The sequence below is a fragment of the Brevundimonas sp. genome, assembly GCF_041919755.1.
Taxonomy (GTDB): Bacteria; Pseudomonadota; Alphaproteobacteria; order Caulobacterales; family Caulobacteraceae; genus Brevundimonas.
In genome coordinates, this window is record NZ_JAYRTD010000006.1 from 37,369 (window position 1) to 63,001 (window position 25,633).

Annotated in this window: 28 protein-coding genes and 1 riboswitch; of the genes, 14 read left to right on the forward strand and 14 right to left on the reverse strand. The window is 66.5% G+C overall.

All coding sequences use genetic code 11. The annotated features are described in order from the left end of the window. Window positions 1-11 precede the first annotated feature (11 nt). The 3 genes from ACE3TH_RS09175 to ACE3TH_RS09185 are packed head-to-tail and all read right to left on the reverse strand — an operon-like array spanning window position 12 to window position 2,314. The gene (locus ACE3TH_RS09175) at window positions 12-527 is read right to left on the reverse strand and encodes a hypothetical protein (protein WP_374599422.1); all 516 of its coding nucleotides are present in this window, start codon (window positions 525-527) and stop codon (window positions 12-14) included. A gap of 57 nt (window positions 528-584) precedes the next feature. Beyond that, window positions 585-1,763 carry a VWA domain-containing protein gene (locus ACE3TH_RS09180; protein WP_374599424.1) on the reverse strand — a complete coding sequence of 393 codons (1,179 nt, stop codon included), beginning with the start codon at window positions 1,761-1,763 and terminating at the stop codon, window positions 585-587. Window positions 1,764-1,783: 20 nt separating this feature from the next. Beyond that, the gene (locus tag ACE3TH_RS09185; RefSeq protein ID WP_374599426.1) at window positions 1,784-2,314 is read right to left on the reverse strand and encodes an N-acetyltransferase family protein; all 531 of its coding nucleotides are present in this window, start codon (window positions 2,312-2,314) and stop codon (window positions 1,784-1,786) included. A gap of 64 nt (window positions 2,315-2,378) precedes the next feature. Between ACE3TH_RS09185 and ACE3TH_RS09190 the strand changes: the two genes are divergently transcribed. The 6 genes from ACE3TH_RS09190 to dxs all read left to right on the forward strand — a co-directional run bounded on the left by ACE3TH_RS09190 (window position 2,379) and on the right by dxs (window position 7,523). After that, window positions 2,379-3,299: a histone deacetylase family protein gene (locus ACE3TH_RS09190; protein WP_374599428.1), complete on the forward strand. Its 921-nt coding sequence runs from the start codon at window positions 2,379-2,381 to the stop codon at window positions 3,297-3,299. Window positions 3,300-3,335: 36 nt separating this feature from the next. Next, window positions 3,336-3,968, forward strand: a complete 633-nt coding sequence (locus ACE3TH_RS09195) for a histidine phosphatase family protein (protein WP_374599430.1) — start codon at window positions 3,336-3,338, stop codon at window positions 3,966-3,968. 63 nt (window positions 3,969-4,031) lie between these two features. Continuing rightward, entirely contained in the window at window positions 4,032-4,280 is a 249-nt protein-coding gene (locus ACE3TH_RS09200) for an exodeoxyribonuclease VII small subunit (protein WP_374599432.1), read from the forward strand. Beyond that, entirely contained in the window at window positions 4,280-4,630 is a 351-nt protein-coding gene (locus tag ACE3TH_RS09205) for a tRNA-binding protein (protein ID WP_374599434.1), read from the forward strand. Before ACE3TH_RS09200 ends, ACE3TH_RS09205 begins: the two co-directional genes overlap by 1 nt. Then, on the forward strand, window positions 4,630-5,550 hold the full coding sequence (locus tag ACE3TH_RS09210) for a polyprenyl synthetase family protein (protein ID WP_374599436.1): 921 nt from the start codon (window positions 4,630-4,632) through the stop codon (window positions 5,548-5,550). The genes ACE3TH_RS09205 and ACE3TH_RS09210 overlap by 1 nt, the downstream gene beginning before the upstream one ends. Window positions 5,551-5,609: 59 nt before the next feature. After that, window positions 5,610-7,523 carry a 1-deoxy-D-xylulose-5-phosphate synthase gene (gene dxs / locus ACE3TH_RS09215; protein ID WP_374599438.1) on the forward strand — a complete coding sequence of 638 codons (1,914 nt, stop codon included), beginning with the start codon at window positions 5,610-5,612 and terminating at the stop codon, window positions 7,521-7,523. Here dxs and ACE3TH_RS09220 read toward each other — a convergent pair. Further along, window positions 7,513-8,133, reverse strand: a complete 621-nt coding sequence (locus ACE3TH_RS09220; protein ID WP_374599440.1) for a hypothetical protein — start codon at window positions 8,131-8,133, stop codon at window positions 7,513-7,515. The genes dxs and ACE3TH_RS09220 overlap by 11 nt on opposite strands. Before the next feature lie 312 nt (window positions 8,134-8,445). On the opposite strand from ACE3TH_RS09220, the gene ACE3TH_RS09225 reads away from it, so the two are divergent. The 5 genes from ACE3TH_RS09225 (at window position 8,446) to ACE3TH_RS09245 (ending at window position 11,052) form a co-directional block, all read left to right on the forward strand. Next, the gene (locus tag ACE3TH_RS09225) at window positions 8,446-8,808 is read left to right on the forward strand and encodes an AtpZ/AtpI family protein (protein ID WP_296167537.1); all 363 of its coding nucleotides are present in this window, start codon (window positions 8,446-8,448) and stop codon (window positions 8,806-8,808) included. A gap of 3 nt (window positions 8,809-8,811) precedes the next feature. Continuing rightward, window positions 8,812-9,603, forward strand: coding sequence for a F0F1 ATP synthase subunit A (locus ACE3TH_RS09230; protein WP_374599442.1), 792 nt, complete (start codon window positions 8,812-8,814; stop codon window positions 9,601-9,603). A 59-nt stretch (window positions 9,604-9,662) separates the two neighbouring features. After that, a complete protein-coding gene (locus ACE3TH_RS09235) occupies window positions 9,663-9,887 on the forward strand; it encodes a F0F1 ATP synthase subunit C (RefSeq protein WP_292170694.1) in 225 nt (74 codons plus the stop codon). 84 nt (window positions 9,888-9,971) lie between these two features. Further along, window positions 9,972-10,535, forward strand: coding sequence for a hypothetical protein (locus tag ACE3TH_RS09240; protein WP_374599444.1), 564 nt, complete (start codon window positions 9,972-9,974; stop codon window positions 10,533-10,535). A 1-nt stretch (window position 10,536) separates the two neighbouring features. Next, window positions 10,537-11,052, forward strand: a complete 516-nt coding sequence (locus ACE3TH_RS09245; protein WP_374599446.1) for a F0F1 ATP synthase subunit B — start codon at window positions 10,537-10,539, stop codon at window positions 11,050-11,052. A gap of 60 nt (window positions 11,053-11,112) precedes the next feature. On the opposite strand, the gene ACE3TH_RS09250 is transcribed toward ACE3TH_RS09245, so the two are convergent. The 6 genes from ACE3TH_RS09250 to gcvT form a co-directional block, all read right to left on the reverse strand. Beyond that, complete coding sequence (locus ACE3TH_RS09250; protein WP_374599448.1) at window positions 11,113-11,580, reverse strand: DUF6789 family protein; 468 nt, start codon at window positions 11,578-11,580, stop codon at window positions 11,113-11,115. Between the two features lie 107 nt (window positions 11,581-11,687). Next, window positions 11,688-12,623, reverse strand: a complete 936-nt coding sequence (locus tag ACE3TH_RS09255) for an SDR family oxidoreductase (RefSeq protein ID WP_374599450.1) — start codon at window positions 12,621-12,623, stop codon at window positions 11,688-11,690. A 46-nt stretch (window positions 12,624-12,669) separates the two neighbouring features. Beyond that, the gene (gene gcvPB / locus ACE3TH_RS09260) at window positions 12,670-14,241 is read right to left on the reverse strand and encodes an aminomethyl-transferring glycine dehydrogenase subunit GcvPB (RefSeq protein ID WP_374599452.1); all 1,572 of its coding nucleotides are present in this window, start codon (window positions 14,239-14,241) and stop codon (window positions 12,670-12,672) included. Between the two features lie 3 nt (window positions 14,242-14,244). Next, entirely contained in the window at window positions 14,245-15,603 is a 1,359-nt protein-coding gene (gene gcvPA, locus ACE3TH_RS09265) for an aminomethyl-transferring glycine dehydrogenase subunit GcvPA (protein ID WP_374599454.1), read from the reverse strand. Between the two features lie 35 nt (window positions 15,604-15,638). Then, window positions 15,639-16,004, reverse strand: coding sequence for a glycine cleavage system protein GcvH (gene gcvH, locus ACE3TH_RS09270; protein WP_374599456.1), 366 nt, complete (start codon window positions 16,002-16,004; stop codon window positions 15,639-15,641). A gap of 9 nt (window positions 16,005-16,013) precedes the next feature. After that, window positions 16,014-17,141 carry a glycine cleavage system aminomethyltransferase GcvT gene (gene gcvT / locus ACE3TH_RS09275; protein WP_374599457.1) on the reverse strand — a complete coding sequence of 376 codons (1,128 nt, stop codon included), beginning with the start codon at window positions 17,139-17,141 and terminating at the stop codon, window positions 16,014-16,016. A gap of 145 nt (window positions 17,142-17,286) precedes the next feature. Further along, window positions 17,287-17,383, reverse strand: a riboswitch (glycine riboswitch). A 107-nt stretch (window positions 17,384-17,490) separates the two neighbouring features. Between gcvT and ACE3TH_RS09280 the strand changes: the two genes are divergently transcribed. Continuing rightward, window positions 17,491-18,528 (forward strand): alpha/beta hydrolase, encoded by a 1,038-nt coding sequence (locus ACE3TH_RS09280; protein WP_374599459.1) that lies wholly within the window; start codon window positions 17,491-17,493, stop codon window positions 18,526-18,528. Window positions 18,529-18,577: 49 nt separating this feature from the next. On the opposite strand, the gene ACE3TH_RS09285 is transcribed toward ACE3TH_RS09280, so the two are convergent. The 4 genes from ACE3TH_RS09285 to ACE3TH_RS09300 are packed head-to-tail and all read right to left on the reverse strand — an operon-like array spanning window position 18,578 to window position 23,457. Beyond that, window positions 18,578-19,891 carry a type VI secretion protein ImpB gene (locus ACE3TH_RS09285; protein ID WP_374599461.1) on the reverse strand — a complete coding sequence of 438 codons (1,314 nt, stop codon included), beginning with the start codon at window positions 19,889-19,891 and terminating at the stop codon, window positions 18,578-18,580. 42 nt (window positions 19,892-19,933) lie between these two features. After that, window positions 19,934-20,938, reverse strand: a complete 1,005-nt coding sequence (locus ACE3TH_RS09290) for an adenosine deaminase (RefSeq protein WP_374599463.1) — start codon at window positions 20,936-20,938, stop codon at window positions 19,934-19,936. A 32-nt stretch (window positions 20,939-20,970) separates the two neighbouring features. Continuing rightward, window positions 20,971-22,773: an arginine--tRNA ligase gene (gene argS, locus ACE3TH_RS09295; protein ID WP_374599465.1), complete on the reverse strand. Its 1,803-nt coding sequence runs from the start codon at window positions 22,771-22,773 to the stop codon at window positions 20,971-20,973. Further along, the gene (locus tag ACE3TH_RS09300) at window positions 22,774-23,457 is read right to left on the reverse strand and encodes a Tat pathway signal sequence domain protein (protein ID WP_374599467.1); all 684 of its coding nucleotides are present in this window, start codon (window positions 23,455-23,457) and stop codon (window positions 22,774-22,776) included. 153 nt (window positions 23,458-23,610) lie between these two features. Between ACE3TH_RS09300 and ispH the strand changes: the two genes are divergently transcribed. Both ispH and ACE3TH_RS09310 read left to right on the forward strand, forming a co-directional pair. Next, entirely contained in the window at window positions 23,611-24,582 is a 972-nt protein-coding gene (ispH, locus tag ACE3TH_RS09305) for a 4-hydroxy-3-methylbut-2-enyl diphosphate reductase (protein ID WP_374599469.1), read from the forward strand. Between the two features lie 77 nt (window positions 24,583-24,659). Next, window positions 24,660-25,577: a DUF4232 domain-containing protein gene (locus ACE3TH_RS09310; protein WP_374599471.1), complete on the forward strand. Its 918-nt coding sequence runs from the start codon at window positions 24,660-24,662 to the stop codon at window positions 25,575-25,577. Window positions 25,578-25,633: the final 56 nt, after the last annotated feature.

Below are 25,633 nucleotides of genomic sequence, written 5' to 3' on the forward strand. Positions count from 1 at the left end.
TTGCGTCTGGATCAGTCGTCACCGCCCAGCCTGATCCGGAGACCTTGGCTCTCCTCTTCGCCCGGCCGCGTCGAGGTGCAGTTTTCGGTATAGGCGACCCCGCCCTGGGGAAGGCGTGTAGGCCGGGTTTCGCAGCGTCGCTCCGTCAGGTCGGGACCCGCCGGTACGGACCGGGCGGCGTTGCAGTTCAGCGCGAAACCCCCGGTCTGCGGGTCTGGCCGACACTGCTCCCGATCGGTGGCGGGTTTCAGCCCATCGGGCAGACCGTCACCCAGATCGGCAGCCAGCGCGCTGCGGATGCGGAACTGACAGGCCTCCAGCGTCTCGCTCGACGGGCGGACATAGGGGCTGCATTCGGCACGCTCGTAGCCGTAAGGGTCGGTGCGGGCCCCCTCGGGCAGCGCAGGTCGTGGGACAGTCGGAGCCTGCACAGGTGGTGCGATCGGTGTCGTCCACTGGACCTGACCCGGTGCCGAGGCATTGGGGGAGGCCTGCTGCAGGAGGATGGCGAAGACGACGGCGATCATGGTCGGGCTCTCCGAGGACGCGGCCGCTCACATTACGCCGAGGCCCCGCGTCGGGGCCTACCGTGTCAGGGCGCGCATGGCCTTGTCCAGCCCGTCGATGGTCAGCGGATACATCCGCTGGTCCATCACCTCGCGGATCAGGCCGACCGAGGCGGAATAGCTCCAGTATTTTTCGGGCGAGGGGTTCAGCCAGGCCGACTTGTCCCATTGCTGGCGGGCGCGCTTCAACCAGACGGCCCCCGCCTCCTCGTTCCAGTGCTCGACCGAACCGCCCGGCATGGTGATCTCGTAGGGGGACATGGTCGCGTCGCCGACGAAGATGGCCCGCCAGTCGCCGCCGTATTTGTTCAGCACCTCCCAGGTCGGGATCTTCTCGTTGTGCCGACGCCGGTTGTCCTTCCACACGCCCTCGTAAAGGCAGTTGTGGAAGTAGAAGAACTCCAGATGCTTGAACTCGGTCCTGGCCGCCGAAAACAGCTCCTCGCACAGCTTCACATGGGCATCCATCGAGCCGCCGATGTCCAGAAACAGCACCACCTTGATCGTATTGCGCCGCTCGGGCCGCATCTGGATGTCCAGCCAACCCTGGCGCGCCGTCCCATCGATGGTCCCGTCGATGTCCAGCTCGTCCGCCGCGCCCTGCCGCGCAAAGCGGCGCAAACGGCGCAGGGCGATCTTGATGTTGCGGGTGCCCAGTTCGACGCTGTCGTCCAGATTGCGGTATTCGCGCTTTTCCCAGACCTTGACCGCGCGCCCCTGCTTGGCCGGCCCGCCGATGCGCACGCCCTCGGGGTTGTAGCCGCCGTGGCCGAACGGGCTGGTGCCGCCCGTCCCGACCCATTTGTTGCCGCCCTCGTGGCGACCTTTCTGCTCCTCCAGTCGCTGTTTCAGCGTCTCCATCAGCTTGTCGAAGCCGCCCAGCGCCTCGATCTGGGCCTTCTCCTCGTCGGTCAGAAATTTCTCGTTCAGCAGCCGCAGCCAGTCCTCAGGCACATCAATGGTCGGCTCATCGCCCGCGCCGACGGTCTCGACCCCTTTGAACACCTTGCCGAAGACCTGATCGAACCGGTCGTAGTGCTTCTCGTCCTTGACCAGCACCGCCCGCGACAGGTGGTAGAAGTCCTCGACCCGACCGCCGGCCACATCCCGGTCCATGGCCTCCATCAGATGCAGCCATTCCTTGGTCGAAACCGGAACCTTGGCCTCGCGCAGGGCGGTGAAGAAGGGGAGAAGCATGGGATGAAACTGGACTCTGCTCAGTCGCGCCGCAAGATGAACTCGTGGTCCACCCAGCGACCGACGGGATAGTCGTACTCCCCGGCCTTCTCGAACCCATAGGCCGCATACAGCTTCTGCGCCTTCTCATTGCCGCTCCAGACGCCGATCCAGAGGGGCCCATCGGTGTGGGTCTGCATCCAGTCCAGCGCCAATTCCAACAGGCGCGTGCCGAGACCCATCCCCTGCGCGTCCTTCGACACATACAGGCGGCGCAGCTCGGCATGGCTGGCGCGGCCGTCCGGGTGGGGCAGGGTGTTGGGGCCGGTGTTGGCGAAGGCCAGCAGCCGACCGTCCGGGCCTTCCGCCACCCACCAGCCGCTGCCGGGTTCCTGCATCTTCTTGGCGGTCGCTTCCGGGCTGAAGCTGGCGTCCAGAAAGGCCTCCAGGTCCTCGACCGGGTAGGGGATGCCGAAGCCGGTGACGAAGGTGTCGACAAAGGTCTGGCGGCCCAGCGCGCCCAGGGCGGCGGCGTCGTCGAGGCGGGCGGGGCGGATCACAGCGTCGGTCATTCTCCGGCGATAAGGCTTGCGCAGACAGGCGACAAGGGCGCGGCTGGGCCCTATCCTACTGCTTATGAGCGTGCCCCTGTTCACCCACCCCGACATGATCGAGCACCGGCCGGGCGTCGGTCATCCCGAGCGGCCCGAGCGGCTGGCGGCAGTTCTGGACGCCCTGGCCGACGCCGGGCTGGACCGCGACACGCGGGCGGCGACGGAAGCCTCGGTCGAGGATCTGGAGCGGCTGCACCCGACCGACTATGTCGCGCGCCTGATCGGGGCCTTGCCCGCAAGCGGTCTGGCCCAGCTGGACGCCGATACCCTCCTGTCGCCGGGCAGCATCCGCGCCGCCCGCCTGTCCGCCGGGGCCATCGTCGACGCCGTTCGCGCCATTGCGCGGGGCGAGACGAACCGCGCCTTCGCTGCCGTACGTCCGCCGGGTCACCATGCCGAGCCGGATCGCGCTATGGGCTTCTGCCTGTTCTCCAACGTCGCAGTCGCCGCGCGGGTGGCCCAGAACGAGGGTCTGGCCCGGGTCGCCGTCATCGATTTCGACGTCCATCACGGCAATGGCACCCAGGCCGCGTTCGAAAACGACGACAGCCTGTTCCTGGGTTCGATCCACCAGATGCCGCTCTATCCCGGCACAGGGGCGGCGGCGGAAACCGGTGTCGGCAATATCGTCAATGTTCCGGTCCCGCCCCATTCGGCGCGAGAAGCCTGGCGCGCCAGTTTCTCCGGCGGGCTGATGCCGGCGCTGGACGCCTTCCGCCCCGACCTGATCCTGATCTCGGCCGGATTCGATGCCCATCGCCGCGATCCGCTTGCGCATCAGTCGCTGGAGGCCGAGGATTTCGCCTGGGCCACGCGGGCCGTCATCGAGGTCGCACGCGCGCGATGCGGCGGAAAGGTTGCGGCCTCGCTCGAGGGCGGTTACGACCTAGAAGGGCTCGGCCGTTCGGCCCAGGCCCACGTCCAGGCGCTGGGGGAGGACTAAGGGTAGGATCGCGTTCGCTTTATCCGCCTGTTGCTCATGTCGAACCCCGCCGTTGATTCTCTTCCCACCGAGAGGGCGTCCGCTGTCGCTCCGGTGCGACCCGGTGCAATTACGCTTGCCCGTCACGGCGAACCGGCCTTGTCGCGCCAATGCCTGCTGACCTCTGACCAGTATCGCGACTGGTGGGCGAAATATGAGATCGGCGGGCTGAAGGAAGGCCAGACCCCGCCGCCCGAACTGCTGGCGACGGCCCAGGGCGCGGGCATCATCTATGCCTCGACCCGCCGCCGGGCCCAAGAAACCGCCACCGCCGTTTCCGCCGGGCGAGAGGTCGTGTCCGATGTGCTGTTCATCGAGGCCCCCCTGCCGCCGCCACATTTTCCCAGCTGGTTCAAGCTGCCGCCCAAATACTGGGGCGGCGTCGCGCGCTTCTGGTGGCATGCCTTCAACCACCACGAGGGCCAGGAAACGCGCCTTCAGGCCGAGGCCCGGGCCGAGACCGCCGCGCGCACACTGATCGCGCGGGCAGAGACCGGCGAGGATGTGCTGGTCCTGGCGCACGGCTATTTCAACCACATGGTCGGTAAGCGGCTGAAGGCCGACGGCTGGTCGCTGGTCCACAACCAAGGCTTCCGCTACTGGTCCCAGCGGCGCTACGAGAAAAATTGATTGCCGCCGTATGGTGGAAATCCCCGTTGAAGCGAAACCACACCGCCTCTAGGGTCGCCGCCAATGACCGACGTGACCCCTCTTTCCGCCGACCTTAGCTTCGAGGACGCCTTGCAGCGTCTGGAGCAGATCGTGTCCAAGCTCGAATCCGGCCAGGCCCCGCTGGAGGAGTCCATCGCCCTGTATGAAGAGGGTGCACGGCTGAAGGCCCATTGCGAAACCCGCCTGAAAGCAGCCCAGCTGCGGGTCGAGAAGATCGTCGTTGGCCCTGACGGTCAGGCGAAGGGCGTCGAACCGGCCGAGTTCGGCTGATGGCTTCCGCCGCGCCCCAGATCTCCTTCGACGACTTCATGAAAGTCGATATCCGCATCGGCCAGGTCGTCACGGCGGAGGCGTTCCCGGAGGCGCGCAAGCCCGCCTACAAGCTGAACATCGACTTCGGCTCCGAAATCGGGGTCAAGCGGTCCTCGGCCCAGATCACCGTACACTACACCCTTGACGAACTGGTCGGTCGAAAGGTCGCCGCCGTTGTCAACTTCCCGCCGCGACAGATCGGGCCGGTCATGTCCGAGGTGCTGACTTTGGGCTTCCCAGATGCCGATGGAGAGGTCGTGCTGGTCGGGGTTGATCGTGACGCCGTGGTCGGAGGGCGGTTGTTCTGATGTCCACGCCCGCTGCCCTTCACGCCGCCAACTCGCCCGAGCAGGGCGTGATCGACCGCGTCGCCCAGATCGCCGATCTGGTCACCGTGGCTCTCGACCAGCTGTTGCCGCGCGCCAGCGGTCCCGAATCCCGTCTGACCGAGGCCATGCGTTATGCGGCGCTGGGGCCCGGCAAGCGGCTGCGCCCCTTCTTCGCCATCGAGGCGGCGACGCTGTTCGACATCGACGAGCAACCCGTCCTGCGCGCGGCCTGCGCCCTGGAATGCGTCCATGCCTACAGCCTGGTCCATGACGACCTGCCGGCCATGGACAATGACGACATGCGGCGCGGTCGGCCGACGCTGCACAAGGCCTATGACGAGGCCACGGCGATCTTGGCCGGCGATGCGCTTCAGACCGCTGCCTTCGACATCCTGCTACATCCCGACACGCATGAGGACGCCGAAATCCGCTGCGATCTGGCCGCGCGTCTGTCGCTGGCCTCGGGCGCGCGCGGCATGGCCGGGGGGCAGATGATCGACCTGCTGGGCGTGCGCGACGACCTGGGCGGGGTGGCGCGCATGCAGCGGCTCAAGACCGGGGCCCTGTTCACCTATGCGTTCGAGATCCCACTGATCATCGCCCGGGCCCGCGACAGCCATGTCCAGGCCCTGACCAGCTTCGCCCACGACATCGGCCTGGCCTATCAGATCGTCGACGACCTGCTGGACGTCGAGGGCGACGAGGACATTCTGGGCAAGGCCGCCAACAAGGATGCGGCCCAGGGCAAGACCAATTTCGTCACCCTGCTGGGCGTCGAGGCGGCGCGACAGAGGGTCGCGCATCTGGCTGATCAGGCCCGGTCTCACCTGAATGTATTCGGCTCCGATGCCGAAATCCTCAAGGCGAGTGTGGACTTCGTGCTAAAGCGCAGGTCCTGATAGGAAACGTCCCGTTCGTCCGCGGGTTAGAAGTCCGTGCCGTCGCCCAAGGTTTTTGAATGCCCGTTACCCCGCTGCTCGACCAGGTCACCTATCCCGCCGACACGCGCGGGTTCGACATTCCACAGCTGCGTCAGCTGGCCGACGAGGTCCGGGCCGAAACGATCGACGCCGTTTCCGTCACCGGCGGGCACCTGGGCGCGGGTCTGGGCGTCGTCGAACTGACCGTTGCCCTGCACCATGTGTTCGAGACGCCCAGGGACATTCTGATCTGGGACGTCGGGCACCAGTGCTATCCGCACAAGATCCTGACCGGACGTCGCGACCGCATCCGCACCCTGCGCCAGCCCGGCGGCCTGTCCGGCTTCACCAAGCGCAGCGAGAGCGAATACGACCCGTTCGGCGCGGCCCATGCCTCGACCTCGATCAGCGCCGCGCTCGGCTTCGCCGCCGCCCGCGATCAGAAGGGCGAGACCAATCGCGTCGTGGCCGTCATCGGCGACGGCTCCATGTCCGCCGGCATGGCCTATGAGGCCATGAACAACGCCGCCGAGACGACCAATGGCCAGCTCATGGTCATCCTGAACGACAACGACATGTCGATCGCGCCTCCGGTCGGTGGCATGAGCGCCTATCTGGCCAAACAGGTGTCGGGCGGGGCCTATCAGAACTTCCGCCGCTTGGGCAAAAGGGTCGCCGAGCACATGCCGCGCCCGTTCCGCAATGCGGCGCGCAAAGCCGAGGAATATGCCCGCGGCATGATCACCGGCGGCACCTTCTTCGAGGAGCTGGGCTTCTACTACATCGGGCCGGTCGACGGCCACGACATGGACAATCTGGTCCCGATCCTGAAGAACGCCGCCGCCATCACCGACCGTCCGGTGGTCGTTCACGTGGTGACGCAAAAGGGCAAGGGCTATGCGCCGGCTGAAAGCAGCGCCGACAAGCTGCATGCCGTGGTCAAGTTCGACGTCGTCTCCGGCAAACAGTCCAAGAGCGTCTCCAACGCCCCCAGCTACACCAAGGTGTTCGGCACAGAGCTGATCAAGCGGGCGAAGATCGACCCGTCCATCGTCGCCATCACCGCTGCCATGCCGTCGGGCACGGGCCTGGATCTGTTCGGCCAGGCGTTTCCGGAACGCACCTATGATGTCGGCATCGCCGAACAGCACGCCGTGACCTTCGCGGCCGGTCTGGCCGCCGACGGGATGAAGCCGGTCTGCGCCATCTATTCCACCTTCCTTCAGCGCGGCTATGACCAGGTCGTCCACGACGTGGCGATCCAGTCTCTGCCCGTGCGGTTCGCCATGGATCGCGCGGGCCTTGTGGGTGCCGACGGCTGCACCCACGCAGGCTCGTTCGACATCGGCTATATGGGGGCCCTGCCCGGCATGGTCCTGATGGCCGCGGCCGACGAGGCCGATCTGGCCGCCATGATCGCCACCAGTCTGGAGATCGACGACCGCCCGTCGGCCTTCCGCTACCCGCGCGGCGACGGCGTGGGGGTGGAGATTCCCGAATTGGCCGCCCCGCTGGAAATCGGCAAGGGCCGGATCGTGCGCGAAGGCACCTCCGTCGCCATCCTGTCGCTGGGCACCCGCTTGCAGCAATCGCTCAAGGCCGCCGATCTGCTGGCGGCCCGCGGCGTTTCGGCCACTGTCGCCGACGCCCGCTTTGCCAAGCCTCTGGACGCCGACCTGATCCTGCGCCTGGCCCGCGAGCACGAATGCCTGATCACGGTGGAGGAGGGGGCCATGGGCGGCTTCGGCGCCTTCGTGCTGCAGCTGCTGGCCGAGAAGGGTGCACTGGATACGGGTCTGAAGATCCGCACCCTGCACCTGCCCGACATCTTCCAGGACCAGGATAATCCCGCCGCCATGTATGCGACGGCGGGGCTGAACGCGGATCACATCGCTGCTGCGGCTATGCAGGCCATGGGCGTCGGCACCGACCGGGGTGCGGTCAGGGCCTGACGTAAGGTGCGTTACAGAAGGCCATGAAGGTCGCAATCTTCTGACGCGCTTTGGATGACGGCTGGGCGGCCATGTCGATGGTGTGATCCTCGACCGTCATGCGCAGCCAGCCGCTGTCCCGGAAGGCTTCCAGGGTTGGATCGTTTCCAGCCAGTTCGACGGTAACATACTGGCCGCCGCCCAGCTCGTCGGCCACCGCCTCCTTGACCGGATAGGTTCTGCCGATCCCCTCGGAAGCCAGGGTGACGGACCGCACATCCGTGCCGGACGTCTGAGTGCCCGCAAAGATGCGGCGACCGCCTTCTTCGCACGACAGGTTTAAGGGCTGATCGTCGGTATCGGGCACTTCGTAGGCCAGGACCATTGAGCGCGCGCGCCCTTCGGCGTTCAGCCGCGTATCCCAGTCGTAGCCTTCATTGGGCAGGGGGCGAGACGCTGTCTGCGGGGCCGGGGCGTCCGCGACCGTCTCGACAGGTGCGGCCTCGACGGCTTCGGCGACTGGGGCTGTCGGGGCCGGCGCGTCGGGCGCGTCATTGCTGGCTGCCGGGCCGCAGGCGGCCAGAAGGCCGGCCACGAAGGTGGCCGAGGTCAGTGGTGATCGAATGCTCATGACGGCTCCTTCGGTATGGAGATTTTGATAATCGGGTTTGGGGATGGCGTCATCCGCACCGGACTGAATGTCAGAATGCGTCAGCCAGCGCGGCCGCGGCGATCCGGCAGGTCCTGACCCGATGCAGCCGCCCAAACGCAGCGACTGTTCGCCACGTCCCGGTGCGCGCGCAACAAACGACCGCTTTTTCAACGAGATATCAAATCTTGCGCCGTCTTGACCGATGGCGGTCCCGCCTATAGGTTCCGCGCCGAATTCAGACCCCGTTCCAGAGTGGTTTTGCCACCTCAGGGACCCTGATCCAGCAGGCCCATGTCAACCCAACCGGAATCGCGCGAAGAGGCAGTCGCACGCCTCAACCGAAGCGCATCCGATCTGGAGGCGCGGACCACGTCCGACAAGACCGCCGACGCGGTCGCTCAGGCGGTGGCGGGCAAGGCGTATCGGATCGTCGCCGAGCTGATCGGTGGCGTGCTGGTGGGTCTGGGGCTGGGCTTCGTCGTCGACCTGCTGGTCGGGTCGTCGCCCTGGGGACTGATCGGCGGGACTCTGTTCGGGTTCGCCGTGTCGATATGGATGGCGTGGCGGACGACGAAACGTCTGCAGGCCGAAGCTGATGCGGCCGGGGTGGTTCCGAAATCCATCCCGTTCGATGACGAAGACGAGGAGCGATAGGCCTTGGCCGATCCGATCAAACAGTTCGAAGTGCACCCCCTGCCGGGCATGAGTTTCGGCGAGGTGACGCTGCCTGTGCTGGGCACCCAGCAGATCGCGATCACCAATTCGCACCTGGCCATGACGGCTGCGTTTGGCCTGGTCGTCCTGTTCCTGTTTCTGGTGACCTCGAACGCCAAGGTCGTTCCGGGACGCCTCCAGTCGGCGGGCGAGACCCTGTTCGGCATGATCGACGGCGTGACCGATTCGATCATCGGCCACGAAGGCCGCAAATACTTCCCCTTCGTCTTCACCCTGTTCACCTTGGTGCTGGGTATGAACCTGCTGGGGATGTTCCTGACATTTACGGCGACGTCGCAGCTGGCGGTGACCCTGACCCTGGCCCTGGTCACCATCCTGCTGGTGATCGGCATCGGTTTCGTGAAGCACGGCTTGGGCTTCTTCCTGCTGTTCTGGCCGACCAGCGCGCCGCTGGCGATCCGTCCGGTCGTGGGTCTGATCGAGTTCCTGTCCTTCCTCCTGCGTCCCGTCACCCTGGCGCTGCGTCTGTTCGGCAACATGCTGGGCGGTCACATCGCGCTGAAAATCTTCGCCGGTTTCGTCGTCTCTATGGGTGGCCTAGCGGCCGCCGGTGGCCTGGGCCTGCTGGGTCTGCCGGTCGCCGCCCTGTCGATGGGCATGGTCGTCGGACTGACCGCGCTCGAGTTTCTGGTGGCCTTCCTGCAGGCCTTCGTCTTCGCCGTTCTGGCCAGCATCTATCTGAACGATGTGGTCAACCTGGGCCACGGGCATTAAGCCTCCGGTCCAGCCTTCATCCTTTCTCTTTCCAACCCTGACTGAATAGGAAACCCGTCATGGAAGCTGAATCCTTCAAATACTTCGGTATCGGCCTGGCCACCCTGGGCATGCTCGGCGCCGGCATCGGCGTGGGCAACATCTTCGGCAACTTCCTTGCCGGTGCCCTGCGCAACCCGTCGGCCGCCGCTTCGCAAGTCGGCAACCTGTTCGTGGGCGCCGCCCTGGTCGAAGCCCTGGGCATCCTGGCCTTCGTGCTCGGCATCCTGGCCTGGCTGGGCTGAGGCACGCGCCTCGGTGATTTCGGGCGACGCAAGGGCTCCGGGCCGTTGCGTCGCCTTTGCCTTTTGAACAGCTGACAGACACTCATGGCTACTGACCCCCATAGCGAAAGCGCCGCGCACGGCACTGCCACGACCGAAGCCGCCCACGGTGGCGGTGAGGCGGGCGGCCTGCCACAGTTCGACACCTCGGTCTGGGGCGGACAGATCGTCTATCTGCTGTTCCTGTTCGTCGTACTGTATCTGCTGATCGCCAAGGTCTTCGCGCCGCGTCTGCGCAAGGTCATGGACGAGCGGGCCACCACCATTTCCACCGCCATCGCAACGGCTCGCCAGGTCCAGGCCGAGGCCGCCGAACAGGCCGCCGTCGCCAAGGCCGAGGTCGAGCAGGCCCGTGCCAGCGCCCGCGCCACCGCCGTCGCCGCCCGCGCCCGCGTGACCGAAGAGGCCAACGCTCGCGCCGCCGCCCAAGAAGAGATCGTCAACGCCCGCATCGCGGAGGCCGAGACCGCCATCGGCAAGACCCGCGACGCCGCCATGGTCCATGTCGGCACCATCGCCTCAGACACCGTGGTCTCCATCGTCGACCGCCTGACGGGCAAGGCCCCCACGGCCGCCGAGGCCGCCGCCGCCGTCAAGGGAGCCGCCTGATATGAACATCTTTCTCGAAGAAGGCGTCCTGAGCTGGGGCAATGCCGAGCTGTGGGTCGGCATCGGCCTGCTGCTGTTCTTCGCCATTCTTCTGTGGGCTGGCGTTCACAAGCTGGTCGCACAGCAGCTGGACGCCAAGGCGGCCAAGATTCAGACCGAACTGGACGAGGCCGCGCGCCTGCGCGCAGAGGCCGAGGCCCTGCTGGCCCAGATCCGCGCCGAAAAAGCAGAGGCCGAGGCCCAGGCCGCCGAGATGATGCGTGCCGCAGAAGCCGATGCCCGCACCATGGAGGCCGAGGCCAAGGTCAAGCTGGAAGAAACCCTGGCGCGCCGTCAGGCCCTGGCCGAACGCCGCATCGCCCAGGCCGAGGCCCAGGCCACGGCCGAGGTCAAACAGGCCGCCGCCGACCTGGCCATCAAGGCCGCCGAACAAATGCTGACGGCCCGTGCCGCCGGCCAGAAGAGCGACCCTCTGCTGGATGCCGCCATCGCCCAGATCGGCACGCGCCTGAACTAGGCCAATCCGCAGCGTGAAAAGATCAAGGCCCACCGGTTCGCCCGGCGGGCCTTTTTCACATCAGTGGACCGGCTGAGCGCCGACCACGGCATGGCCACGTTTCTCACGCTCCACCAGCCGCGAATAGACCGTGCCCAGCACGATGCCGAAGACGATGTGCGTCACCAGCATCCACCCCAGGGTCGCCATATTGGACCCCAGGACCTGGGAATCCCCGATGAAGAAGACGCCCAGCATCATCACGACCCAGGCCCCGACGGCGAAGACGATGCCCTTGGTTTCGGCCGTATCGGTCGGCAGGCGCGGACACAGCACCCCGAACAGCGCCCCCAGGATGAAGGTCCCGGAGAACAGGTGGATGGCCCAGCCGGCCGCCAGATTACCATCCATGCCCAGCAGGCTGGCGACCATTCCGGGGAATGGCTGGAACATGGAATTGAGGGCGAAGATATTGATCGCCTCCAGTACGGAGATGACCAGTGTCGCGACAAAGCCGGCGACGATTCCCTTTTTTACGCGTGACATCATGACCTTGGCGCCTCCCAACGCTCGTTCTGGTGCTTGATAACGCGAGAGGGAGCATACGCCTGTTGCGCGCGCCGGAATTCACATTCCCGTGCTTCGCGCGTGCGAGATCAGGCGAAGCGGACGCCGGTCATCTGTTCCGAAGCGGCCCAGAGCCGCGCGGCGACATCGCGATCCAACGCCTGTGGCTCGGCCTTGGCCGGGCCGGGCGGTCCCTTCAGTTCGTTCATCCGTGTCGCGCCAAGATAGGCCCCGCCGCGAACGGTCGGATCGGTGGCCGCCATCAGGATGGGCAGGGCTCCATCCGCGGCGGAGTGACTGATCAGCGGCTCGATCAGGGGCCGGACGATGTAGCGCAGGCCCGCGCGCGCGATCGGCGAGCGGACCAAGGGACCGTTCTCGATCAGGCCCGTGCGGGCATAACCCGGATGGGCCACCACACTGGTCAGGCCCCAGCCGTTGGCCGCGCTGCGCCGATCCAGCTCCAGACCGAACATCAGCATCGCCAGCTTGGACTGCCCATAGACCGGCCAGGGCTTGTAGCCGTGGGTCCAGTTCAGATCGTCCAGCCGAATCTGGCCGCGTCGGTGCGCGATGCTGGACAGCTGGACCACCCGCGCATTGCCGGCGCGCAGTAGTGGCAGGAGCCGCGCCGTCAGGGCGAAATGACCCAGATAGTTGGTGGCCAGCTGCATCTCGAAGCCGTCTTCGGTCACCTCTCGCGTCGGCAGCATCATGACACCGGCGTTGTTGACCAGAATGTCGATGGGCCGTCCGTCAGCCAGCATCCGCTCGGCGAAGTCTGTCACAGACGCCTGACGCGCCAGGTCGAGCGCTTCGAATCTCACATCGGCGCTCGGTGTCTCGCGCGCGATGGCAGCGATGGCGGCCTGGGCCTTGTCGGCATTGCGCACCGCCATGATGACGGAGCCGCCCCTAGCCGCGATGGCCTTTGCAGTTTCGAAGCCTGTTCCGCTGTTGGAGCCGGTGATGATCACCCGCTTGCCGGTCAGATCAGGGATGTCGTCAGTCGTGAAAGAGGCCATGCCGAGCATGTCGGCATGGCCCCCGGACTTCACAAGTGCGGCAAGGCTATTCCGCCGCGATGTTCGAGCCTTGCGGCGCGGTCCAGCGCAGGACGGGCGCGCGGGCGGCGCGGGTTTCGTCCAAGCGCTTCATCGGCGCATGGAAGGGCGCGCCCTTGAAGCGGTCGACGTCACCGGCCTTGGCGGCCCCGGCCAAGGCTCGCATCGCGTCGATGAAGCGATCCAGTTCCTGCTTCGATTCCGTTTCGGTCGGCTCGATCAGCATGGCCCCGTGCACGACCAGGGGGAAATACATGGTCATGGGGTGGAAGCCCTCGTCGATCATCGCCTTGGCGAAGTCGAGCGTGGTGATGTCCGTGCCCTTCAGCCATTCGTCGTCGAACAGAGCCTCGTGCATGCACGGTCCCTCGGGGAAGGCGGCGCTCATCACGTCGGACAGGCGGGCCTTGATGTAGTTGGCGTTCAGCACCGCGTCCTCGGCTACTTGACGCAGGCCGTCGGCCCCGTGGCTCATCATGTAGCTGAGGGCGCGCGTATACATGCCCATCTGGCCCTGAAAGGCGCACAGGCGACCGAAGGCTTGGGCCGCCTCGTCTTCCTCCCGCTCGATCAGACGATAGCCGTTCTGATCGTGGACGACCCAGGGTGCAGGCGCAAAGGGTGCCAACGCCTCGGACAGCACCACCGGACCTGCGCCCGGACCGCCGCCGCCGTGGGGCGTGGAGAAGGTCTTGTGCAGGTTGATGTGCATCGCATCCACGCCCAGGTCGCCAGGACGAACCCGGCCGACGATGGCGTTGAAGTTCGCTCCATCGCAGTAGAAATAGGCGCCGGCCTCATGCGTCAGGCGGCTGATCTCCAGGATGTCGCGCTCGAACAGGCCGCAGGTGTTGGGGTTGGTCACCATGATGGCGGCGACGTCGTCACCCAGCTTGGACGCCAGATCGGCGACATCCACGCGGCCGTCCTGGGTCTGCGCCACTTCCACGACCGTGTAGCCGACGAAGGCCGCGGTCGCCGGGTTGGTCCCGTGGGCGGATGTCGGCACCAGCACTTTGCGGCGCTTCTCATGCTCGCCCGAGGCCTCGTGCGCCGCGCGGATCGCCATCAGGCCGCACAGCTCGCCATGCGCGCCCGCCTTGGGCGACAGGGCCACCGCCGGCATCCCCGTCAGGGTCGTCAGCCAGTGTGATAGCGTATCCATCAGCTCCAGCGCGCCCTGCACCGTCGAGATCGGCTGCAGCGGGTGAATGTCGGAGAAGCCGGGCAGGCGCGCCATCTTCTCGTTCAGGCGCGGATTGTGCTTCATCGTGCACGAGCCCAGCGGATAGATGGCCAGGTCGATGGCGTGGTTCTTCTGGCTCAGGCGCACATAGTGGCGCATGGTCTCGGGCTCGCTCAGGCCCGGCAGGCCGATCGGATCCTTGCGAACCAGATCGCCCAGGTCCGACCCATCCGTCTTCGGCTCCGGCAGATCGACGCCCGTCTTGCCCCAGCCGTCGCTCTCGAAGATCAGATGCTCGTTCTGCAACAAGCCGCGCCCACCGGTCAGGGTGGCGGGCTTGGAGGTCACGGCATTCGGGGTGGTCGGCCGGCCAATGGTGTTCATGGTGCTCATGGTTCAGCCCTCCGATCCGGCGGTGAGGAATTTGGTCAGCGCCTTGGCCAGTATCTGGATATCGACATCGCGCGTCGTCTCGGTCGCGGCGACCAGCAGGACATCGTCCATCCCGGCACCAGGCGCCAGGCGGCTGTAGGGCACGCCGGCCAGCAGATGATGCGAGGCCAGCTGATCGACCACTTCGGCGGCGGGCTTCGGCAGGCGCACGGCAAACTCGTTGAAGAAGCGCGGGGTCAGGATTTCGACGCCCGGAATGGCCGCCAGGGCATCGCGGGTCGCCAAGGCCTTCTCGTGGTTCAGCAGGGCCAGTTTGCGCAGACCCGTCTCGCCCAGCAGGCTCATGTGGATGGTGAAGGCCAGGGTGCAGAGACCCGAGTTGGTGCAGATGTTCGACGTCGCCTTGTCGCGGCGGATGTGCTGCTCGCGCGTCGACAGGGTCAGGACAAAGCCCCGCTCGCCATCGGCATCCACCGTCTCGCCGCACAGGCGACCGGGCATCTGGCGCACCAGCTTGTCGCGCGTGGCGAACAGACCGACGTAGGGGCCACCGAAGTTCAGGGCATTGCCGATCGACTGGCCCTCGGCCGCGACGATGTCGGCCCCCATCTCGCCCGGCGATTTCAGCAGGCCCATCGACACGGCCTCGGTCACCACGACGATCAGCAGGGCCCCGGCGGCATGGGCGGCCTCGGCAATCTTCGTCACGTCGGTGGCGGTGCCGAAAACGTTCGGGGTCTGGACAACGACGCAGGCCGTGTCCGGCCCGATACGGCTAATCACGTCTGCTTCGGCATCGACGGCGGCGGGCAGAGCTTCGGTCTCGACACCCACGGCATGGACCACGGTCTCGGTCGCCCGGACATAGTGAGGATGCACCCCGCCGGAGATCACCGCCTTGTTGCGGCGGGTCACGCGCGTCGCCATCAGCACGCCCTCGGCCATAGCGGTCGAACCGTCATAGAGTGAGGCATTGGCCACCGGCATGCCGGTCAGGTTCGCGACCTGGGTCTGGAACTCGTACAGATACTGCAGCGTCCCCTGCGCGATCTCCGGCTGATAGGGGGTGTAGCTGGTCAGGAACTCCGACCGCTGGATTACATGGTCCACCGTCGCCGGCACATGGTGCTTGTAGGCCCCGGCCCCGCAGAAGAAGGGCACTGTCCCCGCCGTCGCATTCTTGGCCGCCATGGCCGACAGCGCCCGCTCGACCTCCATCTCGCCCGCCACGCGCGGCAGGTCGACGAAGCCCTCACGCTGCGCCGGTTCGGGCACATCCACGAACAGGTCATCGATGGATTTGGCACCGATCGCGGCCAGCATGGCGGTCCGGTCGTCGGGCGTAAGCGGCAGGTAGCGCATGGCGGGGAGATCCGTGCGGGAGGAAAGGAAGGGTCTTAGAGAGACGAGAGGAAAGCGTCGTAGGCCGCACGATCCATCAGGCCTTCGGTCGCATCGGCGTCCGACACCTTGATCTTGGCGAACCAGCCTTCGCCTTCCGGATCGGCGTTGACGGTTTCCGGCGCACCGGCCAGGGCGGCATTGCCTTCGATGACTTCGCCTGCAACAGGCGCATAGACGTCGGACGCCGCCTTGACGCTTTCCACCACGGCGAAGCTGTCACCCTTGGTGACCGACTTGCCGGCTTCGGGCGTCTCGACGAACACCACATCGCCCAGGGCGTCGGCGGCGTGTTTGGTGATGCCGACGGTGGCGACGTCGCCCTCGAGGCGAACCCACTCGTGATCCTTGGTGAAATGCATGGTCGTCTCTCAGGCTTTGGGTTTGCGATAGTAGCGTTGGGCCACGAAGGGCATGGCGATGACCTCGGCGGCGGCGGGCTTGCCGCGCACGATGACCTTCAGCGCGGTGCCCAAATCGGCAAAGGCAGGTGGCACATAGCCCATGGCGATGTTGCGACCCAGGGTCGGGGAGGGGCCGCCGGAAGTGACCGTGCCGATGACGTTGCCGTCGGCATCGGCGATCTCGGCCCCCTCCCGCGCGGGTGCGCCTTCCTTGACGCTCAGGCCGACACGGACGCGCGACGGGCCAGTGGCCAATTCCTTCAGGATGCGCTCTGCCCCGTTGAAGCTGGCGGCCTCCTTGCGCGACTTCGACAGGGCAAACGTCAGCGCCGCCTCGACGGGCGACGTCGTGACGTCGATGTCGTGCCCATGCAGGGGCAGACCGGCCTCCAGCCGCAGGCTGTCGCGGGCGCCCAGGCCGATCGGCTTGACGCGCGAGTCCTCCAGGATGGTGTTCCAGATGCGCTCGGCCTGATCGCCCGGCACCGAAATCTCGTAGCCGTCCTCGCCCGTATAGCCCGAGCGCGAAACATAGCAGTCGACCCCGAACAGCATCAGACGGGCACAGTCCATGAAGCCCATCTCGGCCAGCAGCGGCTCATGCGCGGCCATGACCTCGGCGGCCTCCGGCCCCTGAATGGCGATCAGGGCGCGGTCTGCCAGAATGGTCAGGTGGGCATCGCCTTCCAGATGGCTGTCCAGGAAGGTGAAGTCGGCGTCCTTGTTGCCCGCGTTGACGACGACGAACAGGCCGTCGTGGTCGGGCTTGCCCGCCATCAGGTCGTCGAGGATGCCGCCCTGGGCGTCCAGCAGGAGGCTGTATTTCTGGCGGCCCTCTTTCAGCGTCGCATAGTCGCCCGGTACGAACCGCTCGAACTGGCTGATCGCGTCCGCGCCGGTGATCTTGCACTGGCCCATGTGCGACACGTCGAACAGGCCCGCATGCTCGCGGGTCCAGCGGTGCTCGGCCAGCACACCCTCATACTGGACCGGCATGTCATAGCCGCCAAAGCCCACCATGCGGGCACCCAGCGCACGATGCGCCGCGTTCAGGGGCGTGGTCTTCAGCATCGCTTCGGTCAGGGTATCGGCCATTCAGGATCTCGCGGTCGCGTGTTGAGGCGGAAAGCTCCGCCGCCGTCTGCGCCCCCGCTGTCCGTGAAGCCTGAGAGATTCCGGTGCCGGAAAGAAGGCACCTTGCTCCGTCGGCGCGATCCGAGGATCGACTTTCCAGCGTCCGTATGTCCTCGCGGTCCGTTTGCCTGAGCGTTTCCGGGGCGGTTGCGCCTTCGGCTCCGACGCCTGAATCAGCCGCCGATCTCTCCCGCGAGAGCGAGCGACTTAAGGCCCCGGAACCGGCGGCAAGTCAAGCTGTGCCAAACGGAACAGGCCCTCGATCCCCGTGTTCTTTCGACACTCCCCGCTAACACAAGGAAATGCTTGCATGTCGATCATCGACAAGATCCTCGGCCGCGATGACGACGCGCCCCGCACCACGCCCGCCAAGCCCGACATGATGATGGGCAAGGTGCTCGACACCCTGGCCGACCTCGGCGGCAAGCCCATCGAAACCCTGTCGCCGCAGGAGGCACGCCAGCAGCCGACGCCGACCGATGCGGTCAAGAAAATCCTGCGCGACACTGTCAAGGACGAGGATCCCACCTTGGGCATCCAGACCCGCGACATCATGATCGATGGAGCCGCCGGCCCCTTGCAGGCCCGCATCTACAGCCCCGATCTCAACGACACCGACCTGAAGCCGCTGATCGTCTATTTCCACGGGGGCGGTTTCGTGATCGCCGATCTGGACGTCTATGACGGTGGCCCGCGTGGCGTGTCACGCTTTGCCGACGCCGTCGTCTTGTCGGTCCACTATCGGCAGGCTCCGGAAAACAAGTTCCCCGCAGCGCACGATGATGCTGTCGCGGCCTGGAAGTGGGCGGTGGCAAATGCCCAGACCATCGGCGGCGATCCCCGCAAGATCGCGGTGATGGGCGAAAGCGCGGGTGGCAACCTGGCCATCAACGTATCCATCGCCGCGCGCGATCAGGGGCTCCAGGCCCCGATGCATCAGGTGCTGGTCTATCCGCTGGTCGGCAACGACCTGAACAACGAAAGCTATGTCGAGAACGCCGACGCCAAGCCGTTGAACAAGCCCATGATCGAATGGTTCGTGAAGCACACCTTTGCCAGCGAGGCCGAAACGGCGGACCCACGCGTCAATGTGGTCGGGGCCGCCAATCTGGCGGGTCTGCCGTCCTCGACCGTCATCCTGGCCGAGATCGATCCGCTTCGGACCGAGGGCGAAAAGCTGGCCGAGAAGCTGGAGGCTGCGGGCAACGACGTGCGCCACAAGACCTTCCATGGCTCGACGCACGAGTTCTTTGGCATGGGTCTGGTCGTGCCCGACGCGGCCGTCGCCCAGCAGTTCGCGGCCCACAATCTGAAAAAGGCCTTCGGCACAGCCATACTGCCGATCTGATCTGATCGCGCCCTTATCGACACCATAAGGTTTTCGTTCGCAGGGCCCCTTATTCGCAGAAGTCCTCGACATCGGGAATGCGGGTGAAGGCGATCTTGGCCCCGATATAGTCTGGCAGACCGGCGTTCGGGCCGATGCTGACGGTATCCTTGCCAAAGCGCCGGTTCAGGGCGTCCAGCGCCTGGGACAGTTTCAGCGACGGGGCGGTCCCGCCCTGATCCGGGGCCTCGCCGAACAGGTCCGTCTGCGCCGCACCGCAAGGCTGAAGGTGATGCACCGCCACCCCGACATAGCTCAGCCGCCCGGACTCCAGCTCCGGCTCGACCTTGCGCCACAGGGTGTCCAGCGCGGTCAGAAGCGCAAAGGTGTCCTGCGTCGGGGCGACCGCACAATGAAGGCCCGCCGTCTCCCAGCCGCGCCGCCCGCTTCGGGGCGTTCCCTTCGGCCCCATGTCCAGATGCAGGCTGACGCTGGCCCCCGTCTGGCCCATGCGCCGTAGCCGCGCCCCGCATTTGACGATCAGCCGCCGCGCCACCGCCTTGGCCTTGGCCGGGGTCCGCATGTCCTGCGCCAGCACATGGCTGTGGCTGATGGAGGCGGGAGGATTGGGCGGCGGCACCTCGCTCTCCAGCCCGTGCAGCCCGCGCCAGATGCGCTCGCCCTCGATACTGTTCCACACGGCGCGGGCCTGTTTTCCGCTCATGGCCCACAGGCCGGCGGTGTCGACCACCCCGGCCTTCCCCAGCCGCGCCAGCATGCGCGGCCCGATCCCCGGATATTTCGACAGCGGCAGATCCAGCAGCGGGCCGGGCAGTTCGTTGGCCCTCAGGATCGTCAGCCCGTCCGGCTTCTTCATTCCGCAGGCCGTCTTGGCCAGAAACCGCGATGGCGCGATCCCCACGGACGAGTGCAGACAATCGCCGACATTCTTGCGGATGCCCGACTGTATCCGCTGGGCCAGGGCCACCGCATTGGCCTCCTGCCGCTCCGGACCGATCAGCTCACAGGAGCATTCGTCGATCGACCCGACCTTCCAGACCGGAATATGCCGGTCGATCTCGGCCATGATCTGCTTGTGGAACTGGACATAGAGGTCCGGCCGGGCCTCGGCGACGATCAGGTCGGGGCAGAGGGCGCGCGCCTCCGACACCCGCATGCCGGTGCGGATGCCATAGGGGCGGCTCTCATAGCTGGCCGCGATGGCCCCGGTGTATTCGCTGGGGGCCGGGCGGACGATGACGGGCCTGCCGCGCCAGTCCGGGTTCATCTGCTGCTCGACGCTGGCAAAGAAGGCGTTCAGGTCGACGAACAGCCAGCGCAGGTTTGCGCCCTCATCATCCTGCTGTGTATCGGCCTGCTCCATGACCGGAACATAACAGGAACAACTGCGAGCGAGGAGTCGGATTCAGCGTGCGTAGGCGTCCAGTTCGGCCAGATATCCAGCCTTGGCCTCCTCGGGCAGGAACGACCCCTCGAAACTGTTGCGGGCCATCTGCACAATCTGCTCGCGCGTCAGCCCTATCGCCTCGGCCAGCTGGCGATAGTTCTCGTTCACATAGCCGCCGAAATAGGCCGGATCGTCCGAGTTCAGGGTGACGTGCAGGCCCCGACGCAGCATCTCCGGCACGGGGTGGTGCTTCAGGTCATCGACGACGCAGAGCTTCATATTGGAAAGGGGACAGACCGTCAGCGTCATCTGCTCCGCCACCAGCCGCTCGACCAGGGATTCGTCCTCCATCGACCGGTTGCCGTGGTCCATACGGTCGATCTTAAGCAGGTCTAGCGCCTCATGCACATAGGCGGGCGGGCCTTCCTCCCCGGCATGGGCGCACAGTTTCAGACCCAGGTCGCGGGCGGCGGCGAACACGCGCTGAAACTTGGATGGCGGATGTCCCAGCTCCGACGAATCCAGCCCCACACCGATGAAATGGTGCAGATAGGGCCTGGCCATCTCCAGCGTGGCGAAGGCCTCCACCTCGCTCAGATGACGCAGGAAGCTGAGAATCAGACCGCTCGAAACCCCCAGCTCCGCCTTGGCCCGATCCATCCCCGCGATCAGCCCTTCGACCACCACACCGAACGGCACGCCGCGATCCGTATGGGTCTGAGGGTCGAAGAAGATCTCGGCGTGGCGCACATTGTCCGCCGCGGCCCGCTTGAAATAGGCGAAGGCCAGATCCTCGAAATCCTGCCGCGTCAGCAGCACCGCCGCCCCCGCATAATAGATGTCAAGGAAGTCCTGCAGGTTCGAAAAGTCATAGGCCGCCCGCACCGCCTCGACGCTGTCATACGGGATTGCCACGCCGTTTCGCCGCGCCAGCTCGAACATCAGCTCGGGCTCCAGCGAGCCTTCGATATGCAGATGCAGTTCGGCCTTAGGCAGGCCGGCGATAAAGGCGTCGAGGGACATGAAGGCTCCGCGGTTCGAACCGTCAGCCTAGCCTACATCCGCTCCGGCGTCGCGATGCCCAGCAGGTCCAGCGCGATCTCCAGCTGATCCAGTGCCGCCTTCGAAAGCGCCAGGCGCGAGGCCTTGGTCGCCGCATCCGGCGCGATCAGCACGGGGCAGGCGGCATAGAATTTCGAGAAACTCTGCGCCAGCCGATAGGCGTGCTCGCTGATCAGATGCGGCATGCGCTTGTCATAGGCCTCGGTCACGGCCTGCGAGAACGCATCCAGCGTCAGGGCCAGATCGCGCTCGGCCGGCTCGCCGATGACGATGGCCCCCGGGGCCAGATCCTGGTCACCTGCCTTGCGCAGCAGGGATTTGATCCGCACCGCTTGATACAGCAGATACGGCCCGGTCTTGCCCTCGAAGCTCATGAACCGGTCCAGGTCGAAGACGTAGCTGGTCGTCCGCGCGTTCGACAGGTCAGCGAATTTCAGCGCCGCGATGGCGACCTTGTGAGCGATGTCCTCGAATTCGGCCTCGGGCAGGTCGTCGCCCAGCTTGGCCTCGCGCAGACGCTCGCGTGCCTTGTCGGTGGCCTGGGTGATCAGATCATGCAGCTTCAGCACCCCGCCCGCGCGGGTCTTAAACGGCTTGCCGTCCGTTCCGTTCATGGTGCCGAAGCCGAGGTGCTGCAGACTGCCCTCGGTCGCATAGCCGGCCAGATAGGCCGCGCGGAACACCTGCTCGAAATGCTCGGCCTGCCGCTCGTCGACGACATACAGGATCAGGTCCGGGTCGATCGCTTTGCGCCTGTCCAGAATGGTGGCCAGGTCGGTCGTGCCGTACATGGCCGAGCCTTCGGAACTGATGACCAGCAGGGGAGGTGGCGACGGAGCCTCGATCACCGAGCCGTCGGCCAGCTTCTTCTTGCGCGTCTCGCCGGGGCGGGCGACGTGAACCACGCGCGCACCATCGTCCTCGACCAGCAGGCCCGTCGCCTCCAGATGGGCGATCATCTCGGCCATGACCGGATCGGCGTCGCTTTCGCCGTTCCACAGGTCGAAGGTCACGCCCAGCGCCCCGAACTCCCGCTCCAGCGCCGTGCGGCTGACCGCCACGAAATGCTGCCACAGGGCGCGATAGCCGGGACGCCCCGCCTGCAGTTCCGCCGTCGCCTTGCGCGCGCGGTCGCGAAACGCCGGGTCTTCCTTGGCCTGACCGGCGGCCTGCGGATACAGCCGCTCCAGATCCTCCAGAGTGACCGGACTGTCGGCCGGGAAGGGGCCATCCCCCTCGACCAGAAACGCCTCGGCCTTGCCCTCATCGCCCACGGCGACGATCAGCAGCCCCATCTGGAAGCCCCAGTCGCCGAAATGGGCGTCGCCCCAGACGGTGTCGCCCCGGAAGCGGAACAGCCGCTTCAGGCTCTCGCCGATGATGGAGCTGCGCAGATGGCCGACATGCATCGGCTTGGCCACATTCGGCCCAGCGAAGTCGATCACGACCTTGCGCGGAGCCTCGACGACGGCTGCTCCCGCATGGGCGGCGTCGCCCGCCACCTGCGCCGCGCGTTCGGCCAGGGCCGCGTCGGCCAGCTTCATATTGATGAACCCCGGCCCGGCCACCTCGACCGAGGCCAGGCGCGGATCGCTCGCCAGGCGCTCGGCCACTTTCGACGCCAGCTCGCGCGGATTGGCCTTCAGCGCCTTTGCGGCGGCCAGGGCTCCGTTGGACTGGAAGTCGGCCAGATCGGGCCGGTCCGACGGCGTCACACGGGCCAGCGATGCATCCACGCCTTCGGCGGCGAAGGCGGCGGCGACCGCTTCGCCCAACTGGGTCCGGAGGTCGCTCATCTACTGGGCCGGAGGCTGGGTCGTGGCCGCTGCGGCGGTCGGAGCCGTCCCGGCATTGATACGGAAGCGGCTGCCGTCACGGTTGAACTGGGCCATCTCCGGTGTCACGTCGAAGCCGACCAGGATTTCGAAGTTGTCGCCACTGGTGGTCAGTTCGGCGCGAGGGATGATGATGGTCTGTTCCTCGGTCACCGACGTCCGGTCCGCGCCTTCGAAGGCGACGGGCAGGTCGAAATAGGTCTTGGCCAGCACGGCCTTGTTCCGCTCCGTCACGGCGATCCAGTAGCGATAGGTGCGACCGTCCGTCTGGGCCTGCGGACCACGCCCCAGGTTGAACAGGATGCGTGTGTCCACCGTGATCGGCTGATCGGCCTGATACATGCAGTTGGAGGTCAGGCCCTCGATCTCGCCCGTGAAGCCCACGTTGGCGGCGGACGGCCGGTCGCCGGTCATCTCGACGTAGCGGGCGGCGTCATAGAGGATCTTCACATAGGGGCAGGGGCCGGCCGCGGCGCGGCGGCTCAAGGGCGCAATCCGCGGCGCGCGGGTGGTGCGTTCGGGCTCTTCGGAAGCCCCCTGTTGTTGTCCCGGACGCTGCTGCGGCGATTGCGCCTGGGCGGCCAGCGGCATCAGGGTGGCCGCGACGATGGCCGAGGCCAGGGACAGTTTCAGGACGCGACGCATCGATGTTTCTTCCAGTCAGCAGGGAGACGCGCGGCGACAGCCTGACGCAGCGCGAACGCTCGCCGCTGATAGCGGCTAAAGCGAGGCGCGGCAAACGCGCCGTGTCGTCAAACCGAGGTGGCGTGACCGCGCTGCAATGACTAGGTTCGCGCCATGACCCTGACAACCGTTGTGCCCCTGTCCGGCAAGCGCCCCCTGACCGTGCGCATGGCCACGCCGCGCGGCTTCTGCGCCGGGGTGGATCGCGCCATCCAGATCGTCGAGCGCGCGCTCGAAAAGTTCGGGACCCCCGTCTACGTCCGCCACGAGATCGTGCACAACAAACATGTGGTCGAGCGGCTGAAGGCCATGGGGGCGGTCTTCGTCAAGGAACTGGATGAATGCCCTGACGACCGGCCCGTCGTCTTTTCCGCCCACGGCGTGCCCAAGTCGGTGCCCGCCACGGCCCGCGAGCGCGAGATGCTGTTCCTCGACGCCACCTGCCCCCTGGTCTCCAAGGTGCACGTCGAGGCGGAGCGTCACCACGCCAACGGCCGCCACATCATCCTGATCGGCCATGCGGGCCACCCGGAGGTGATCGGCACCCTGGGCCAGCTACCGCCTGGCTCCATCAGCCTGGTCGAGACGGTCGAGGATGCGGAGGCGTTTCAGCGTCCGGGCGATGCGCCTCTGGCCTATGCGACCCAGACCACGCTCTCGATGGACGACACCGCCGAGATCCTGGCCACGCTGAAGCGGCGCTTTCCCGAACTGCCCGACCCGCACAAGGAAGACATCTGCTACGCCACCACCAATCGCCAGGAGGCGGTCAAACGTCTGGGCGAGGGCTGCGACCTGGTGCTGGTGGTCGGATCGAAGAACTCGTCCAACTCCGTGCGTCTGGTCGAGGTGGCGCTGAAGGCCGGGGCCGGGTCGGCCGAGCTGGTCGATGACGCCTCCCATGTCGACTGGTCCTGGTTCGACGGCGTCCAGACCCTGGGCATCACGGCGGGAGCCTCCGCCCCCGAGCGCCTGATTTCGGAACTGGTTGAGGCCGTCAGCGCCCGCTTCGATGCGACGGTGATCGAGGACGATGGCGCGCGCGAGACGGTCACCTTCAAACTGCCGCGCCTGCTGACGGCCTGACCGCAAGACGCGCGTCCGCAACAAGCGGAGCTTTTGGCCGACTGTGGCGTTTGCCTTGCGTCAGACGGGGAGCCGACATGTCCATCTTCAAGCCTGCTGTTTGCGCCGCCGCCCTGCTCGCTATCGGTATCAGTGCCTGCAACCGCGAGACCGAGCCGGTCCCGCCGCCCGTCGAGCCTGTACCCCCCATCGCCGACGCCGCCCCCGTCACCGCCCGCTATGTCTGCGACAGCGGCCTGACCATCGGCGCGGCCTATCCCGATCCGGAATCGGCCCAGGTGACTTGGCGCGATCAGGTGCGCGTCCTGCGCAGCGCCCCGATCCCGTCCGGCGCCCGCTATATCGATGAAGGCGTGGAATGGACGCTGAGTACGCGTGACAATATCGAGACAGGCGTTCTGACCCGCGTGGCCTCGGCGGGAGGGGAAGTCCTCGAAACCTGCCGCCGAACCCTGCCGGTCGTGGTGACGGCCCCGCCTGTGGACGAGGCTGCGGCGGCCAAGGCCGCTCAGCCCGCGCTTGGCGGTGTCTTGCCCAGCTCGCCGCCCTGCAAGGGTAGCCAACTGGCGCTGTCGTCCGACGGGGGTGATGCGGGGGCCGGCAACCGCGTGGCCATCATCGGCGTGCGCAATACGGGCACCCAGGCGTGCAGTCTGACCGGCTATCCCGCCGTCACCGTTCAGGACCGCCAGAACCGCACCCTCGGTGCCATCCGCTCCGAGACGACGCCCGGCAGCTATCTTCGGGCCGGTCAAGCCCCGGCCCCGGTCAATCTGGCCCCCAATGCCAAGGCCTTCTTCGACATCGCCTGGAATGTCGTGCCGAACGAAGGTCAGGGCCAGACCACCTGTCCATCGGTCACCCGCATCCGCGCCACGGTGCCGGGCGACGACACCGCCGTGACCCTGGCCCAGACGCTGACGCCCTGTGGCGGGCGCATCCGCATCAGCCCGTTCCGCGCCGAGGCCGAGCCGGAACCCGCCTCCGCCGAGTGAGCCGCAAAAAAGTCTCCCCGGCCCGGCGCAACGCTCGCCGGGGCGCGCTATAAGGC

Excerpts from the sequence above, each read along its gene's own strand:
- ACE3TH_RS09175 (WP_374599422.1), bottom strand. The coding sequence starts at position 527 with ATGATCGCCGTCGTCTTCGCCATCCTCCTGCAGCAGGCCTCCCCCAAT.
- ACE3TH_RS09180 (WP_374599424.1), bottom strand. The coding sequence starts at position 1,763 with ATGCTTCTCCCCTTCTTCACCGCCCTGCGCGAGGCCAAGGTTCCGGTT.
- ACE3TH_RS09185 (WP_374599426.1), bottom strand. The coding sequence starts at position 2,314 with ATGACCGACGCTGTGATCCGCCCCGCCCGCCTCGACGACGCCGCCGCC.
- ACE3TH_RS09190 (WP_374599428.1), top strand. The coding sequence starts at position 2,379 with ATGAGCGTGCCCCTGTTCACCCACCCCGACATGATCGAGCACCGGCCG.
- ACE3TH_RS09195 (WP_374599430.1), top strand. The coding sequence starts at position 3,336 with ATGTCGAACCCCGCCGTTGATTCTCTTCCCACCGAGAGGGCGTCCGCT.
- ACE3TH_RS09200 (WP_374599432.1), top strand. The coding sequence starts at position 4,032 with ATGACCGACGTGACCCCTCTTTCCGCCGACCTTAGCTTCGAGGACGCC.
- ACE3TH_RS09205 (WP_374599434.1), top strand. The coding sequence starts at position 4,280 with ATGGCTTCCGCCGCGCCCCAGATCTCCTTCGACGACTTCATGAAAGTC.
- ACE3TH_RS09210 (WP_374599436.1), top strand. The coding sequence starts at position 4,630 with ATGTCCACGCCCGCTGCCCTTCACGCCGCCAACTCGCCCGAGCAGGGC.
- dxs (WP_374599438.1), top strand. The coding sequence starts at position 5,610 with ATGCCCGTTACCCCGCTGCTCGACCAGGTCACCTATCCCGCCGACACG.
- ACE3TH_RS09220 (WP_374599440.1), bottom strand. The coding sequence starts at position 8,133 with ATGAGCATTCGATCACCACTGACCTCGGCCACCTTCGTGGCCGGCCTT.
- ACE3TH_RS09225 (WP_296167537.1), top strand. The coding sequence starts at position 8,446 with ATGTCAACCCAACCGGAATCGCGCGAAGAGGCAGTCGCACGCCTCAAC.
- ACE3TH_RS09235 (WP_292170694.1), top strand. The coding sequence starts at position 9,663 with ATGGAAGCTGAATCCTTCAAATACTTCGGTATCGGCCTGGCCACCCTG.
- ACE3TH_RS09240 (WP_374599444.1), top strand. The coding sequence starts at position 9,972 with ATGGCTACTGACCCCCATAGCGAAAGCGCCGCGCACGGCACTGCCACG.
- ACE3TH_RS09245 (WP_374599446.1), top strand. The coding sequence starts at position 10,537 with ATGAACATCTTTCTCGAAGAAGGCGTCCTGAGCTGGGGCAATGCCGAG.
- ACE3TH_RS09250 (WP_374599448.1), bottom strand. The coding sequence starts at position 11,580 with ATGATGTCACGCGTAAAAAAGGGAATCGTCGCCGGCTTTGTCGCGACA.
- ACE3TH_RS09255 (WP_374599450.1), bottom strand. The coding sequence starts at position 12,623 with ATGGCCTCTTTCACGACTGACGACATCCCTGATCTGACCGGCAAGCGG.
- gcvPB (WP_374599452.1), bottom strand. The coding sequence starts at position 14,241 with ATGAGCACCATGAACACCATTGGCCGGCCGACCACCCCGAATGCCGTG.
- gcvPA (WP_374599454.1), bottom strand. The coding sequence starts at position 15,603 with ATGCGCTACCTGCCGCTTACGCCCGACGACCGGACCGCCATGCTGGCC.
- gcvH (WP_374599456.1), bottom strand. The coding sequence starts at position 16,004 with ATGCATTTCACCAAGGATCACGAGTGGGTTCGCCTCGAGGGCGACGTC.
- gcvT (WP_374599457.1), bottom strand. The coding sequence starts at position 17,141 with ATGGCCGATACCCTGACCGAAGCGATGCTGAAGACCACGCCCCTGAAC.
- ACE3TH_RS09280 (WP_374599459.1), top strand. The coding sequence starts at position 17,491 with ATGTCGATCATCGACAAGATCCTCGGCCGCGATGACGACGCGCCCCGC.
- ACE3TH_RS09285 (WP_374599461.1), bottom strand. The coding sequence starts at position 19,891 with ATGGAGCAGGCCGATACACAGCAGGATGATGAGGGCGCAAACCTGCGC.
- ACE3TH_RS09290 (WP_374599463.1), bottom strand. The coding sequence starts at position 20,938 with ATGTCCCTCGACGCCTTTATCGCCGGCCTGCCTAAGGCCGAACTGCAT.
- argS (WP_374599465.1), bottom strand. The coding sequence starts at position 22,773 with ATGAGCGACCTCCGGACCCAGTTGGGCGAAGCGGTCGCCGCCGCCTTC.
- ACE3TH_RS09300 (WP_374599467.1), bottom strand. The coding sequence starts at position 23,457 with ATGCGTCGCGTCCTGAAACTGTCCCTGGCCTCGGCCATCGTCGCGGCC.
- ispH (WP_374599469.1), top strand. The coding sequence starts at position 23,611 with ATGACCCTGACAACCGTTGTGCCCCTGTCCGGCAAGCGCCCCCTGACC.
- ACE3TH_RS09310 (WP_374599471.1), top strand. The coding sequence starts at position 24,660 with ATGTCCATCTTCAAGCCTGCTGTTTGCGCCGCCGCCCTGCTCGCTATC.